The following is a 12889-nucleotide window of genomic DNA, read 5'->3' as shown; positions in this document are numbered from 1 at the left end:
CCAGCCCGGAACTCGCCCGCGTGGATCTCTACAGCCTGGTTTGCCAGCCCTTTGCCGAATTTGCCTTCATGCGGCGCGCGCTGGTCGCCACGCTGGTGCTGGCTGTCTCCAGTGCCCCGCTGGGCTGCCTGCTGGTGCTGCGCCGCATGAGCCTGATGGGCGACGTCATGGCGCACGCGCTGCTGCCCGGCGCGGCAGTCGGCTACCTGGTGGCCGGCCTGTCACTGCCGGCCATGGGCCTGGGCGCGTTCGTGGCCGCGCTGAGCGTCGCGCTGCTGGCCGGCGCCGTGACCCGCGTGACGCGCCAGCGCGAGGACGCCAACTTCGCCGCCTTCTACCTGATCGCGCTGGCGCTCGGCGTGGTGCTGCTGTCGCTGCGGGGCAGCAGCGTCGACCTGCTGCACGTGCTGTTCGGCAGCGTGCTGGCCATCGATGACGATGCGCTGCTGCTGGTGGCCGGTGTGTCGAGCGTCACGCTGCTGGTGCTGGCGCTGATCTGGCGCCCGCTGGTGATGGAGAGCTTCGACCCCGGCTTCCTGCGCAGCGTCGGTGGCCCCGGCGCCTGGGTGCATTACGGCCTGCTGGCGCTGGTGGTGGCGAATCTGGTCAGCGGTTTCCAGGCGCTGGGCACGCTGATGGCGGTCGGCCAGATGATGCTGCCGGCGATTGCCGCACGCTTCTGGGCCAACGACTTGGCGCGCATGGCCGGCGTGGCTGCGCTGATCGGCGCGGGCGCCGGCGCGTTCGGCCTGCTGCTGTCGTACTACGCCGAACTGCCGTCCGGCCCCAGCATCGTGCTGGTCAGCGGCGCGGTCTACCTGCTGTCGGTGCTGCTGGGGCCGATCGACGGCCTGCTGTGGCGCTGGTGGCGCAACCCGCGCCATCGGGCGGGTTGAATCGCCTGGAGTTGTTCATGTTGTCACGCCGTCATTTCAACCTGGCCGCGCTCGCCGCTGCTGCACTGCCTGCGCACCTGCGGGCTCAAGCCGTGAGCCCGCGTCCGCTGCGCATTGTCGCCAGCTTCTCGATCCTGGGGGACTGGGTGCGGCAGGTCGCGCCGCCCGGCACCGAGGTCAGCACGCTGGTGGGTGCGGAAGTCGATGCCCACGGCTACTCGCCATCGCCCGCCGACGTCAAGCGCGTGGCCCGTGCGGACCTGGTGGTGGTCAACGGCCTGGGTTTCGAAGGCTGGCTGGACCGGTTGGTGAAAGCCTCGGGCTATCGCGGCCCGGTGGTGGTGACCAGTGCCGGCCTGACCGCGCGCAAGGTGGGCGGCGGCGCCGACCCGCACGTCTGGCAAGACCTGGCGCTGGCGCGCCGCTGCGTCGACAACCTGCGCGATGCGGTGGCGCAGGCGCGCCCCGACCAGGCCCCGCTGGTGCGCGAACGCGCTGCGGCCTACAGCGCCCGCCTGGGCGCGCTCGACGCCCAGGTGCGCGCCCGACTGGCCACGGTGCCGGCGGGCCAGCGCCGCGTGGTCAGCTCGCACGACGCGTTCGGTTACTTCAGCGCGGCCTACGGCGTCGAGTTCGTCTCGCCGCGCGGCTGGAGCACCGAGCGCGAGCCGTCCGCTGCCGCCGTGGCCCGCCTCATCACGCTGATCCGCCAGCAGCAGCTGCGCGCGGTGTTCATCGAGAACATCACCGACACCCAGCTGATGACCCGCATCGCCGCTGAAAGCGGTGCCCGGGTGGGTGGGCGTCTCTATGCCGATGCGCTCTCGGCGCCGGGCGGACCGGCCGACAGCTACCTGCGCCTGTTCGCCCACAACGCCTGGGCGATGGCCGATGCGCTGGGGGCCGCGCCGGCTCCGCGTCCGGATCTCTGAGCGGCACGGGGCCTGATTTCAGTGCCTCAGTACGCGGCCGCCGGCTCTGCCGCCCAGTAACCGGCGGCGCCGTAGCTGTGTTTCAGGAAATCGATCCACAGCCGCATGCGCAGCGGCAGGTGCTTGGCGTGAGGAAAGACGGCGTAGATGCCGTTGGGCGGCGCGGCGAAGTCGTCCAGCACGCTGACCAGCCGGCCGGCGGCCAGGTCGCGGTCGACCTCCCAGGTGCTGCGCCACGCCAGCCCCAGGCCGGCCAGGCACCAGGCGTGCAGCACCTGGCCGTCGCTGCAATCGAGCCGGCCGGGCGGGCGGAAGTGCTGCACCTCGGCGCCGCTGTCGTCCGCCACCAGAAACGCCCAGCCGCGCGACTGGCTGGCCTCGGAGCTGAGCGTCAGGCACTCGTGCCGCATCAACTCCGAAGGGTGCGCGGGCGTGCCGGCGCGGGCCAGATAGGCCGGTGACGCGACCAGCCGGCGGCGGTTGTCCGCCAGGCGCACGCTGATCAGGCTGGAGTCGGGCAGGTCGCCCACGCGCACGGCGCAGTCGTAGCTTTCATTCACCAGATCGATCACCCGGTCCGACAGGTTGAGCGACAGGCTCACCTCCGGGTGCAGCGCCAGGAATTGCGGCACCAGCGGCGCCACATGCCGCCGCCCGAACCCGCCGGGCGCGGTGATGCGCAAATGCCCGCTGGCCTTGACGCCGCCGGCGCTGACGCTGGCCTCGGCATTGGCCAGGTCGGCCAGCACGCGCTGGGCGTCTTCCAGAAAGGCGGCGCCCTCGTGCGTCAGGCTCAGGCGCCGGGTGGTGCGCAGCAGCAGCTTGACGCCCAGGCGCGACTCCAGCGCGTCGATGCGCCGACCGATCACCGCAGGCGCCACGCCCTCGGCATGGGCCGCCGCCGTCATGCTGCCTTTGGCGGCCACGGCGACCAGGGTTTCGAGCTGTTTGAGGCGGTCCATGACTTGATTATGTGCATTTCAGTCATCAATGATTCGATTTTCAGGTTGTCAATGGTTGACTGGGTATCAAATACAGTCATCTCAAAGTACAAGCAAGTACAAACCTGATTTCTTTCGATGGGACACACCATGCAAACCAAAGCCTTCCTGACCGTTGCCGACACCGACCTGATCCTGGCCGCCGCCCGCGCCGAGGCGCTGGCCCATGGCTGGGCCGTCAGCATTGCCGTGGTCGATGACGGCGGCCACCTGCTCGGCCAGATCCGCCTGGACGGCGCCGCGCCGGTCAGCAGCTACATCGCGCCCGAGAAGGCCCGCACCTCGGCGCTGGGCCGCCGCGAAAGCAAGGTCTATGAGGACGTCATCAACGGCGGCCGCATGTCCTTCCTGTCCGCGCCGATGATCCAGGGCATGCTGGAAGGCGGCGTGCCGGTGATCGTCGACGGCCATGTGGTCGGCGCGGTGGGCGTGTCGGGCGTCAAATCCGACCAGGACGCCCAGATCGCCCGCGCCGGCATTGCCGCGCTGGGCTGAACCGATTGCCATTGAGGACTTCACCATGACCGCACGCACTCAAATTCACGGCCTGCAAGTGGCCACCGAGCTGGCCGATTTCATCAACACCCAGGTGCTGCCCGGCACCGGCGTCGACCAAGCCGCTTTCTGGAGCGGCTTCAACAGCATCGTCGCCGACCTGGCGCCCAAGAACGCCGCGCTGCTGGCCGAGCGTGATCGCCTGCAGACCGAGCTGGATGCCTGGCACACGGCGCACCCCGGCCCGATCAGCGACATGCCGGCCTACCGCGCCTTTCTGGAGCAGATCGGCTACCTCGTGCCCGTGCCGGCGCAGGTCGGCGCCACCACGGCCAACGTCGATGCCGAGCTGGCGTTGCAAGCCGGCCCGCAGCTGGTCGTGCCGATCCTGAACGCCCGCTACGCCCTCAACGCCGCCAACGCCCGCTGGGGCAGCCTGTACGACGCGCTCTACGGCACCGACGCCATCCCTGACGCCGATGGCGCCGAAAAAGGCCGTGGCTACAACCCCGTGCGCGGCGCCAAGGTCATCGCCTACGCCCGCGCCGTGCTCGACAACGCTGCGCCGCTGGTCAACGCCAGCCACGTCCGCGCCACCGGCTACGCAGTGGAAGCGGGCCAGCTGGTGGTGTCGATGCCCGGTGGTGTCGTCACCGGCCTGGAGAACCCGGCCCAGCTGGTCGGCTACACCGGCGACGCTGCCGCGCCCACCTCGGTGCTGCTGGTGCACAACGGCTTGCACCTCGACATCCAGATCGACCGCAGCACCACCATCGGCGCCAGCGACGCGGCGGGCATCAGCGACGTGATCGTCGAGTCGGCGCTGTCGACCATCCTTGACCTGGAAGACTCGGTCGCCGCGGTGGACGCCGAAGACAAGGTGCTGGCCTACCGCAACTGGCTCGGCATCCAGCTGGGCACGCTGACCGAGGAAGTCGCCAAGGGCGGCAAGACCTTCACCCGCAGCCTGAACGCCGACCGTGTCTACACCGGCGCCAACGGCGGCGAAGTGCGGCTGCACGGCCGCAGCCTGATGTTCCTGCGCAATGTTGGCCACCTGATGACCAACCCGGCCATCCTGTGGGGTGCTGACCAGCGCGAGATTCCGGAGGGCATCCTCGACGCCGTCGTTACCACCACCATCGCGCTGCACGACCTGCAGGGCCACGGCGCCAACGGCCTGCGCAACTCGCGCACCGGCAGCATCTACATCGTCAAGCCGAAGATGCACGGCCCGGCCGAAGTGGCGTTTGCCGGCGAGCTGTTCGGCCGCGTCGAGCAGCTGCTCGGCCTGCCCGACAGCACCGTCAAGCTCGGCATCATGGACGAGGAGCGCCGCACCAGCGTCAACCTGAAGGCCTGCATCGCCGCGGCCAGCAGCCGCGTGGCCTTCATCAACACCGGCTTCCTCGACCGCACCGGCGACGAGATGCACACCGCCATGCTCGCCGGCCCGATGCTGCGCAAGGGCGACATCAAGTCCAGCGCCTGGATCGCCGCCTACGAGCGCCGCAACGTGCTGATCGGCCTCTCCTGCGGCCTGCGCGGCCGCGCCCAGATCGGCAAGGGCATGTGGGCCATGCCCGACCTGATGGCCGCCATGCTGGAACAGAAGATCGGCCACCCCAAGGCGGGTGCCAACACCGCGTGGGTGCCGTCGCCCACCGCCGCGACGCTGCACGCGCTGCACTACCACCAGGTCAGCGTGGCCGCAGTGCAGCAGCAGATCGAAGCCAGCGGTGACGCCGACAACGCCGCCCTCACCGAGACCCTGCTCAACAACCTGCTGACCATTCCGGTCACCGCCAACCCGAACTGGAGCGCGGTCGAGCGTCAGCAGGAGCTGGACAACAACGTCCAGGGCATCCTCGGCTACGTGGTGCGCTGGATCGACCAGGGCGTGGGCTGCTCCAAGGTGCCCGACATCAACGGCGTCGGCCTGATGGAAGACCGGGCCACCCTGCGCATCAGCAGCCAGCACATCGCCAACTGGCTGCACCACGGCGTGGTCAGCGAGGCGCAGGTGCGCGAGACCTTCACGCGCATGGCGGCGGTGGTCGACGGCCAGAACGCGGGCGACGCGCTCTACAAGTCGCTGGTCGCCCACCCGGACGGCGCGGCTTTCCAGGCGGCGCTGGACTTGGTCTTCAAGGGCAAGGCGCAGCCGAGCGGCTACACCGAGCCGTTGCTGCACGCGTGGCGGTTGAAGGTGAAGGCAGCGGGTTGATCGAGCCGGTCACCGAATGAAAACGGCGCCCTGCGGGGCGCCGTTTTGCGTTCAGGCCGGATCAGGCCCAGGCCTCAGGTCGGCACCGGCGTTCCCGCCATGCGGTCGTACTTGAGGAAGTAGTCGCGGGCCAGCGCCAGCAGCTGTGCTTCGGTCGGGTGGTCGATGGCCTCGTAGCCGACGATGTGCGGCGCGAGTTGCGGGCGGTGCTTGTCGACGTAGTGCTTGAAGTCCGACAGCGCGGTGTGCGAGCCGGCGATCAACACCTCGGGGATGCCTTGCAGCGCGGTGCAGACGTCGCCGAAGAACTCGTGTCCGGTGCGCACCTCGCTGCCGTGCTGGCGGGTGTGATGGCTGTGCGCCTTGATCTTCTGCGTCTGCGACTGCTTGGCATCGAACTGCAGCACCTGGGCCTGATGGTGGTCGATCTGGGCCACGGCATGGAACATCGTCATTGCTTGCACTCCTGGGTTGAATGGCGATGTTCCCGTGCGCCCGGCCGCGCGGGCTTGCGGTGACGCAAGGGCGGGGCTCAGTGCCGGGGCAACTGGTAGTCGTTCTCGCGAAACAGCGCCAGGCAGGCGCTGACGACCTGGGCGTCGAGCTTGCGGCCGGACAGGCGCTCGATTTCCTGCAGCGCCTGTTCCCGGCCGATGGCTGCGCGGTAGACGCGGTGCGAGCTCATGGCCTCGACGATGTCGCACACGCGCAGGATGCGCGCTTCCAGGCAGATCTGCTCGCCCTGCAGGCCGCGCGGGTAGCCGCTGCCGTCCATGTTCTCGTGGTGCTGGTGGACCATCTCGGCCAGCGGCCAGGGGAAGTCGATGTCCTTGAGGATGTCGTGGCCGATGCTCGGGTGCAGCTGCACCAGCGCGTATTCGGCCGGCGTGAGCGGACCGGGGCGGGCGAGGATTTCGCCGGGCACATCGATCTGGCCGACGTCGTGCACCAGCGCGGCCAGCTCCAGGCCTTCAAGGCGGTGTTCGTCCAGTCCCAGGCGGCGCCCGATGGCCTGCGCCAGATCGGCCACGCGGCGCTGCTGCGCGGCCCCGGCCGGGTCGCTGTGCAGGATGGCGGCCGACAGCGCGCCCACGGTCTCGCGCAGCGACTGGCGCAGCCGGTGGTTGACGTGCCGGGTGTTGCGGATGGCCTGGCTGCGGCTGGCCGACCATTGGATCAAGCCACCCAGCAGCCCGGTGGTGATGAAGGGTGAGGCGCTGCACAGCATGATCTGGTCCCAGCGCAGGGGCAGGCTGCCTTGCAGATCCAGCCAGACCAGCGGGCCGACGGCAGCCAGTCCCGCGCCCAGGCCCGCCAGGGCCAGCGTGCGCTGCTTGGCCCAGGCCTGCTGCGCTGGCTGGAGCCGCCGTGCTGCGGCACCGCAGGCCACGGCCAGGGCCCAGGCCGCCAGCAGGCCGATGGCGCCGGGCCACATCCCGACGCCTCCCAGTGCCAGCCGCAGCAGTACCCCGACCAGCGTGATGCCCAAGCCGCCCGCCGCGCCCAGCGCCAGGGTGGCCACGGCCACCACGCCGTTGCGGGCGTCGATGTGCACGCCGGGGACGACTTCCACGCCCAGCAGCATCGTCGCCAGCAGCAAGACGGCGTACGCGCCCAGCAGCAGGCGCCGCTGCGGCGCCTGCCCGGGCAGCCGTCCGGCCCATTCATGCACCATCAGGAACAGCACGCACAGCGCCACCGGCACGCTGACCAGCTCGATCAGCGCATGGCTGAGGGCCTGCTCTTTCATGCGGCGCCCGGCGCGGCAGCGGGGCCGTAGATCGCCAGCGCTGCGTCGACCACGGCGGCATCGAGCCGGGTGCCGCGCTCGCGCTGCAGCACTTCCAGCGCCTGGGCGACGCCGACGGCCGCGCGGTAGGGCCGGTCGGCCGACATCGACTCCAGCACGTCGGCCACCGCCAGGATGCGGCTCTCGAACAGGATCTGGTCGCCCTTCAGGCCGGCCGGGTAGCCCGAGCCGTCGAGCCGCTCGTGGTGCTGGCCGGCGATGTCGCGCAGCGGCCAGGGCCAGGCGATCTTGCCGAGGATGTCGAGGCTGGCCTGCGCGTGCTGCTTGATCACCGCGAACTCCTGCGGCCGCAGTGGCGTGGGCTTGGTGAGCAGCTCCAGCGGCACGCGGATCTTGCCGATGTCATGCACGATCGCCGCCAGCCGCAGCACCCGGCAGCGCTCCTCGTCCAGGCCCAGGTGGCGGGCGAGGCTGAGCGAGATCTCGGCCACCCGGCGCTGGTGGCCGACGGTGTAGGGGTCGCGCTCGGCCAGGGCTTCGGCCAGCGTCTCGATCACCTCTTCCATGACCTGTTCCAGGCGCAGCGCGGCGGCCTCGCGCTGGAGTGCCTCGGCCAGGCGCGCCTCGCGCGAGCGGAAGGCGCCCAGCGCCAGCATCAGGCCGTTGGCGAACTGCTCGAACAGGCGCTGCTCGGTCTGCTGGAAGGCGTCGGGCTCGCTGGCGTAGACCATCAGCGCGCCGAAGCAGCGGCCCTCCAGCATCAGCGGCAGCGCAATCGATGAGGCCAGGTGGAAGCTGTGCGCCCGCGCGCTCCAGGGCTGGAATGCGGCGTTGAGGGCGAGGGCGTTGTTGACCTGCACCGCACCGCTGCGGATGGCGCAGCCCGTCGGCCCGTTGCCCAGCGGCCCTTCGGCCCAGCGGACCTGCAGGCCATCCAGGTAATGCTGCGCCTGCCCGGCGCGCGCGGCCACGCGCACGCTGCAGGCGGCATCGTCCTCGGCCAGGCCGATCCACACCAGCGGATAGTGGCCGGCGGCGGTCACGCCCTGCACCGTGGCGTCCAGCAGCGCGGCTTCATCGCGGGCCTGCAGCATGCTGGCGCTGGCGTCGTTCAGCGCGGCCAGCGCGGTGGCCAGGCGCGACAGCGTGTTCATTCCCTCACCCCGAACGCGGCCCGGAACGCTTCGCCAAAGGTCTCGGTGCCGCTGATCGACAGCGTCACGGTGTGGCGCAGGGTTTCGGCGCCGCCGGGCGTGCTGCTGAGGCGGCGGGTGCGGGCGTCGTAGTGCAGCGCGTCCGGCACGCTGCGCTCCTGCGTGCCTTGCAGGTCGTAGTCCCAGGGCGCGCCTTCGTCGGTGGGGGCCGGGCCGTCGGGAAAGGTGGCGTGCGCCCAGTCGAGCACGCGGGTGATTTCCGCATGCAGTGCGCTCAGGTGGCGCGGCGTGGCCGAGGCCATGGCGTCGAAGGTGACGACACCTTCGGTGTTGTCGCTCAGCTCGAAATCGAGGTAGTTCAGGGGGACGTTCGGGGTCATGGACGAATTGTGTCCGCGCCGTTCAGGGCGCACCGAACATTTGCACCCAGTAAGTGCTGTACTGCGCACCGCTGACACTGGCGCAGCTGAGGCCGACGTCGCGGTAGGCCGGGTTCATCAGGTTGGCGCAGTGGCCGGGGCTGGCCAGCCAGCTGCTCAGCGTGGCGTCCAGGCTGGTCCGGCCGGCCGAGATGTTTTCGCCCAGCGTGCTGCCGGTGTAGCCAGCGGCCTGGGCGCGCTGGTCGAAGGAGCGGCCATCGGCGCTGTCGTGCGAGAAGTAGTTGCGCTGCGCCATGTCGTCGGCGTGGCCCTGGGCGGCGCGGGCCAGCGCGGTGTTCCAGGCCAGCGGCGTGGTGGCGGCGTAGGCGGTACCGCCGCAACTGCGGGCGATGCTGCGCAGGTCGTTGATGGCCTTGAGCATCGCCGCCGTGGACGGCAGCCCCGCGCAGGCGGTGGGCTGCAGCAGCGTGGCGCTGGAGGCCGCCTCCAGTGTGCCGCCACCGCAGGCGGCCAGGAAGAGGGCCAGTGCGGCGGCGGGGGTGAACCGGTGACGCATCCCTGTGGATTTTTTGATTTTTGACATCCGACAAGTGTTTCACCCGACCCCGCCCGGCGTCTTCGTGCAGCCTGTTTCATTCGATACCAAGGGAAACGAACCGCAGGCGCCTCACCTACCATCGGTGCCCTTTTCTGCCCGGCCCGCTGCATGCCCTCCAACCTTCTGCGCCACGCCCTGATTCTCGGCCTGCTGTCTGCCATCGGTCCGTTTGCGATCGACATGTACCTGCCGGCGCTGCCCGCCATCGGCCTGGCGCTGCGCGCCGACACCCAGCTGGTGCAGATGAGCCTGATGGTGTTCTTCCTGGCACTCGGCCTCGGCCAGCTGGTCTACGGGCCGCTGAGCGACATGTATGGCCGCAAGCCGCCGCTCTACGCCGGGCTGGCGCTGTTTGCGGTCGGCAGCATCGGCTGCGCGCTGGCGCCGGACATCGAGTCGCTGATCGGCTTCCGCATGCTGGCCGGCGCGGGCGCCTGCGCCGGCATGGTGATCCCGCGTGCCATCGTGCGCGACCTGCACACCGGCGCCGAGGCCACGCGGCTGACCTCGCTGCTGATGCTGGTCTTCAGCGTCTCGCCCATCCTGGCGCCGCTGGCCGGCAGCGTGATGATCGCCTTTGCCGACTGGCGCGGCATCTTCTGGTCCGTCACCGTGGCCGCTGCGCTGGCCATGGCCATGATGGCGCTCTGGCTGCAGGAAAGCCGCCCCGGCGCCGACCGCCACGGCAGCGACCTGCGCAGCGCGCTGGCCGGCTATGCCACGCTGTTGCGCGACCGGCATTTCCTTGGGCTGACCTTCATCGGCGCGTTCGCGATGGCGAGCTTCTTCGTCTACCTGGCCAACTCGTCGTTCGTGCTGATCGAGCATTACGGCCTGACGCCCACGCAGTACAGCCTGTGCTTCTCGGCCAACGCGGCGGCCTTCATCGGCGTGGCGCAATTCACCGGCCGGCTGGTCAAGCGCCTGGGCCTGCCGCAGGTGGTGCGCCTGGGCGTGGCCGGCTACAGCACGCTGGCGTGCGTGCTGTGGCTGTGCTTCATGGCCGGCGCGCAGGCGCTGCCGCTGCTGCTCGGCCTGGTGTTCGTGAGCTTCGGCTTCCTGGGCCTGGTGGTGCCGACCACCTCGGTGCTGGCGCTGGAGGAGCACGGCCGCATCGCCGGCACGGCGTCCGCGCTGCTGGGCACCTTCCAGATGGTGACCGGCGCCATCGTGATGGCCGTGATCTCGCTGTTCGTCGACGGCACCGCCGTGCCGATGGTCAGCGGCATCGCCGCGTGTGCGGTGGTGGCGGCAGGCTTGACGTGGGTGACGCTGGGTGGCGCCCGTCAGGCGAACTCAGCCCACACGTGACATCAGCGGAAATGCTGACGGCGTCCGGATCGATTTCACGGACAGGTCGATGTCCAGTTGCGGCCAATAGAGGTGGTTGGCTGTGGGCCATTGCACCTCGGTCAACTGATCGATGGTGGCCTTGCGGAACCACGGGAAGTGCTCGAAAGGCACCAGGAGTTCCTCGTCATTCAACAGCAGCCAAAGGCCATGCTTCGAGACGTGGGTGACTTCAGCGCTGGAAATGTTGATTCCATGCACGGGTAATTTCCTCCAGATGGGTTTCAACAGCGCGACGTCAGGTGTCAGCCAGAACTTGGCTTCGCCGTCGGGATGTGCGACGTGGATGTGAATCCGCAGTTCTTCCCGGGAAAAAAAGAACAAGCGTAACTGACCGACGCGAGCCACAGTGGGTGCCATGTGCGCACTGTACTGCCGCCTGGGTCGTGCACCTCACCGGTGCTCGCCTTAAGAAACCCCTAAGCCCGGCACGGGATCATGGCGGCCTTGGAGGTGCCATGAAGCCCGTTTCCCTGTTCTTCCCATTCATTCCCCGATCCTTTCTGACCGCACTCGCCCTGAGCGCGCTGACGGTCATGGCCGCGCTGCTGGCGCCGTCGATGGCGCAGGCCGCCAGCACGCCGGCCGAGTTCCTGGCCGGCTACACGGCCGAGGCGGGTGCGCCGGCCAATACGGCGCGCGGCCAGCAGTTCTTCAACGCCAAGCACGGCCAGGAGTGGAGTTGCGCTTCCTGTCACGGCGCCGTGCCCACCAGTGCAGCCAAGCATGCCGCCACCGGCAAGGCCATCGGGGCGCTGGCGCCGGCGTTCAACGCCGAGCGTTTCACCGACAGCGCCAAGGTCGAGAAGTGGTTCCGCCGCAATTGCAAGGACGTGCTGGCGCGCGAGTGCAGCGCCGCCGAGAAGGCCGATGTGCTGGCCTGGTTGATCACCCTCAAGCGCTGACACCATGAAACATCACAACTTCTTCTACCGCGCCGTGCTGGCCGCAGGGGTCGCGGGTCTGGGCCTGATGGGCGCTGCGCGGGCCGATGACAACACGGCGCGCGTGCCGCTGCTGCCCAAGTACCAGCAAGAGTGCGCCGCCTGCCATCTGGCCTACCCGCCGGGCATGCTGCCGGCGGCGTCCTGGCAGCGGCTGATGGGCGGGCTGGACAAGCACTTCGGCACCGACGCCTCGCTGGACGCGGCCAGCATCAAGGAGATCTCGACCTGGCTCAACGCCAACGCCGGCACCTATAAGCGGGTGCGTGAGGTGCCGCCCAACGACCGCATCACGCAGTCGGCCTGGTTCATCCGCAAGCACGACGAGATCCCGGCGGCGACCTGGAAGCGCGCCTCCATCAAGAGCGCCGCCAACTGCACCGCCTGCCACACGCAGGCCGACAAGGGAGATTTCGATGAAGACCATGTCCGCATCCCCCGCTGACGCGCTGCCGTCGGGCACGGTGGCACCGTCGCGCCGCACGGTCGACGCGCCGACCCGCGCCTTCCACTGGCTGATGGCGCTGAGCTTTGCCGGCGCCTACCTGACGGCGGAGAGCGAGCGCTGGCAGCTGGTGCACGTCACGCTCGGCTACACCCTGGTCGGGCTGCTGGTGTTCCGGGGGGTCTGGGGGCTGATCGGCCCGCGCCCGGCGCGCTGGTCGGTGCTGGGCGCCAAGCTGCAGGCGTTGCCTGGCGTGATCCGGCAGCTGCGGCAGGGCCAGTGGCCGGGCACGCTGGCGCAGAACCTGGCCATGGCGGTGGTCATCGTCGCCGTGCTGGCGCTGGTGGCGCTGACCACCGCCAGCGGCTATGCGACCTATGCCGAGCTGACCGGCGACTGGGTCGAAGAGGTGCACGAGCTGGCCGGCAACAGCCTGCTGATCGTGGTGCTGGCGCACATCGCGCTGGTGCTGGGCCTGAGCGTGCTGCGCCGGCGCAATCTGGTCATGCCGATGGTGAGCGGTCGCGTGGCCGGTCGAGGGCCGGATCTGGTCAAGCGCAACCGGGGCTGGCTGGCCGCGCTGATGCTGGCCGCCGTGCTGGCCTTCTGGTGGTGGCAGTGGCAGGGGGCGCCGCAGGGCGAGGCAAGCCCAGGCCTGGTGCCCGCACTGATGAGCGGTTTGAGTGACCGCGGGCATGATGACGACGATGACTGAAC

The 12889-nt window shown here is 69.7% G+C and carries 15 protein-coding genes; 8 read left to right on the top strand and 7 right to left on the bottom strand.

Translation table 11 applies throughout. From position 1 onward, the window contains the following. Positions 1 to 20: 20 nt before the first annotated feature. Both AC5IG3_RS09470 and AC5IG3_RS09465 read left to right on the top strand, forming a co-directional pair. The gene (locus AC5IG3_RS09470; RefSeq protein WP_491906048.1) at positions 21 to 896 is read left to right on the top strand and encodes a metal ABC transporter permease; all 876 of its coding nucleotides are present in this window, start codon (positions 21 to 23) and stop codon (positions 894 to 896) included. 17 nt (positions 897 to 913) lie between these two features. After that, entirely contained in the window at positions 914 to 1828 is a 915-nt protein-coding gene (locus AC5IG3_RS09465; RefSeq protein WP_491906047.1) for a metal ABC transporter solute-binding protein, Zn/Mn family, read from the top strand. 26 nt (positions 1829 to 1854) lie between these two features. On the opposite strand, the gene AC5IG3_RS09460 is transcribed toward AC5IG3_RS09465, so the two are convergent. Further along, positions 1855 to 2790, bottom strand: a complete 936-nt coding sequence (locus AC5IG3_RS09460; protein ID WP_491906046.1) for a LysR family transcriptional regulator — start codon at positions 2788 to 2790, stop codon at positions 1855 to 1857. Between the two features lie 129 nt (positions 2791 to 2919). Between AC5IG3_RS09460 and AC5IG3_RS09455 the strand changes: the two genes are divergently transcribed. Together AC5IG3_RS09455 and AC5IG3_RS09450 are read left to right on the top strand one after the other, a co-directional pair. Beyond that, positions 2920 to 3324 carry a heme-binding protein gene (locus AC5IG3_RS09455; RefSeq protein ID WP_491906045.1) on the top strand — a complete coding sequence of 135 codons (405 nt, stop codon included), beginning with the start codon at positions 2920 to 2922 and terminating at the stop codon, positions 3322 to 3324. A gap of 25 nt (positions 3325 to 3349) precedes the next feature. Continuing rightward, positions 3350 to 5551 (top strand): malate synthase G, encoded by a 2202-nt coding sequence (locus AC5IG3_RS09450; protein WP_491906044.1) that lies wholly within the window; start codon positions 3350 to 3352, stop codon positions 5549 to 5551. A gap of 74 nt (positions 5552 to 5625) precedes the next feature. On the opposite strand, the gene AC5IG3_RS09445 is transcribed toward AC5IG3_RS09450, so the two are convergent. From AC5IG3_RS09445 to AC5IG3_RS09425, 5 genes are all read right to left on the bottom strand, one after another. Next, positions 5626 to 6006 carry a hypothetical protein gene (locus tag AC5IG3_RS09445; protein WP_491906043.1) on the bottom strand — a complete coding sequence of 127 codons (381 nt, stop codon included), beginning with the start codon at positions 6004 to 6006 and terminating at the stop codon, positions 5626 to 5628. Between the two features lie 77 nt (positions 6007 to 6083). After that, positions 6084 to 7301 (bottom strand): HD-GYP domain-containing protein, encoded by a 1218-nt coding sequence (locus tag AC5IG3_RS09440; RefSeq protein ID WP_491906042.1) that lies wholly within the window; start codon positions 7299 to 7301, stop codon positions 6084 to 6086. Next, on the bottom strand, positions 7298 to 8455 hold the full coding sequence (locus AC5IG3_RS09435; protein WP_491906041.1) for an HD domain-containing phosphohydrolase: 1158 nt from the start codon (positions 8453 to 8455) through the stop codon (positions 7298 to 7300). The genes AC5IG3_RS09440 and AC5IG3_RS09435 overlap by 4 nt, the downstream gene beginning before the upstream one ends. After that, positions 8452 to 8835, bottom strand: coding sequence for a hypothetical protein (locus AC5IG3_RS09430; protein WP_491906040.1), 384 nt, complete (start codon positions 8833 to 8835; stop codon positions 8452 to 8454). The genes AC5IG3_RS09435 and AC5IG3_RS09430 overlap by 4 nt, the downstream gene beginning before the upstream one ends. Positions 8836 to 8857: 22 nt before the next feature. Then, positions 8858 to 9391: a CAP domain-containing protein gene (locus AC5IG3_RS09425; protein ID WP_491906039.1), complete on the bottom strand. Its 534-nt coding sequence runs from the start codon at positions 9389 to 9391 to the stop codon at positions 8858 to 8860. 150 nt (positions 9392 to 9541) lie between these two features. On the opposite strand from AC5IG3_RS09425, the gene AC5IG3_RS09420 reads away from it, so the two are divergent. Next, entirely contained in the window at positions 9542 to 10744 is a 1203-nt protein-coding gene (locus AC5IG3_RS09420) for a multidrug effflux MFS transporter (protein ID WP_491906038.1), read from the top strand. Here AC5IG3_RS09420 and AC5IG3_RS09415 read toward each other — a convergent pair. Then, positions 10730 to 11143, bottom strand: a complete 414-nt coding sequence (locus AC5IG3_RS09415) for a DUF2442 domain-containing protein (protein ID WP_491906037.1) — start codon at positions 11141 to 11143, stop codon at positions 10730 to 10732. The genes AC5IG3_RS09420 and AC5IG3_RS09415 overlap by 15 nt on opposite strands. Before the next feature lie 98 nt (positions 11144 to 11241). On the opposite strand from AC5IG3_RS09415, the gene AC5IG3_RS09410 reads away from it, so the two are divergent. From AC5IG3_RS09410 to AC5IG3_RS09400, 3 genes are read left to right on the top strand one after another with little or no spacing between them, the layout of a single operon-like run. Then, positions 11242 to 11688 carry a DUF1924 domain-containing protein gene (locus AC5IG3_RS09410; protein WP_491906036.1) on the top strand — a complete coding sequence of 149 codons (447 nt, stop codon included), beginning with the start codon at positions 11242 to 11244 and terminating at the stop codon, positions 11686 to 11688. A gap of 4 nt (positions 11689 to 11692) precedes the next feature. Further along, a complete protein-coding gene (locus tag AC5IG3_RS09405; protein WP_491906035.1) occupies positions 11693 to 12172 on the top strand; it encodes a diheme cytochrome c in 480 nt (159 codons plus the stop codon). Next, positions 12144 to 12887 (top strand): cytochrome b/b6 domain-containing protein, encoded by a 744-nt coding sequence (locus AC5IG3_RS09400; RefSeq protein ID WP_491906034.1) that lies wholly within the window; start codon positions 12144 to 12146, stop codon positions 12885 to 12887. The genes AC5IG3_RS09405 and AC5IG3_RS09400 overlap by 29 nt, the downstream gene beginning before the upstream one ends. The last annotated feature ends 2 nt before the right edge of the window (positions 12888 to 12889 follow it).

The organism is Leptothrix sp. (in: b-proteobacteria) (assembly GCF_965250675.1).
In the GTDB taxonomy this organism is placed as follows: Bacteria; Pseudomonadota; Gammaproteobacteria; order Burkholderiales; family Burkholderiaceae_C; genus Sphaerotilus.
This window is presented reverse-complemented; position numbering and strand designations above follow the sequence as displayed.

Excerpts from the sequence above, each read along its gene's own strand:
- AC5IG3_RS09465 (WP_491906047.1), top strand. The coding sequence starts at position 914 with ATGTTGTCACGCCGTCATTTCAACCTGGCCGCGCTCGCCGCTGCTGCA.
- AC5IG3_RS09460 (WP_491906046.1), bottom strand. The coding sequence starts at position 2,790 with ATGGACCGCCTCAAACAGCTCGAAACCCTGGTCGCCGTGGCCGCCAAA.
- AC5IG3_RS09455 (WP_491906045.1), top strand. The coding sequence starts at position 2,920 with ATGCAAACCAAAGCCTTCCTGACCGTTGCCGACACCGACCTGATCCTG.
- AC5IG3_RS09450 (WP_491906044.1), top strand. The coding sequence starts at position 3,350 with ATGACCGCACGCACTCAAATTCACGGCCTGCAAGTGGCCACCGAGCTG.
- AC5IG3_RS09445 (WP_491906043.1), bottom strand. The coding sequence starts at position 6,006 with ATGACGATGTTCCATGCCGTGGCCCAGATCGACCACCATCAGGCCCAG.
- AC5IG3_RS09440 (WP_491906042.1), bottom strand. The coding sequence starts at position 7,301 with ATGAAAGAGCAGGCCCTCAGCCATGCGCTGATCGAGCTGGTCAGCGTG.
- AC5IG3_RS09435 (WP_491906041.1), bottom strand. The coding sequence starts at position 8,455 with ATGAACACGCTGTCGCGCCTGGCCACCGCGCTGGCCGCGCTGAACGAC.
- AC5IG3_RS09430 (WP_491906040.1), bottom strand. The coding sequence starts at position 8,835 with ATGACCCCGAACGTCCCCCTGAACTACCTCGATTTCGAGCTGAGCGAC.
- AC5IG3_RS09425 (WP_491906039.1), bottom strand. The coding sequence starts at position 9,391 with ATGCGTCACCGGTTCACCCCCGCCGCCGCACTGGCCCTCTTCCTGGCC.
- AC5IG3_RS09420 (WP_491906038.1), top strand. The coding sequence starts at position 9,542 with ATGCCCTCCAACCTTCTGCGCCACGCCCTGATTCTCGGCCTGCTGTCT.
- AC5IG3_RS09415 (WP_491906037.1), bottom strand. The coding sequence starts at position 11,143 with ATGGCACCCACTGTGGCTCGCGTCGGTCAGTTACGCTTGTTCTTTTTT.
- AC5IG3_RS09410 (WP_491906036.1), top strand. The coding sequence starts at position 11,242 with ATGAAGCCCGTTTCCCTGTTCTTCCCATTCATTCCCCGATCCTTTCTG.
- AC5IG3_RS09405 (WP_491906035.1), top strand. The coding sequence starts at position 11,693 with ATGAAACATCACAACTTCTTCTACCGCGCCGTGCTGGCCGCAGGGGTC.
- AC5IG3_RS09400 (WP_491906034.1), top strand. The coding sequence starts at position 12,144 with ATGAAGACCATGTCCGCATCCCCCGCTGACGCGCTGCCGTCGGGCACG.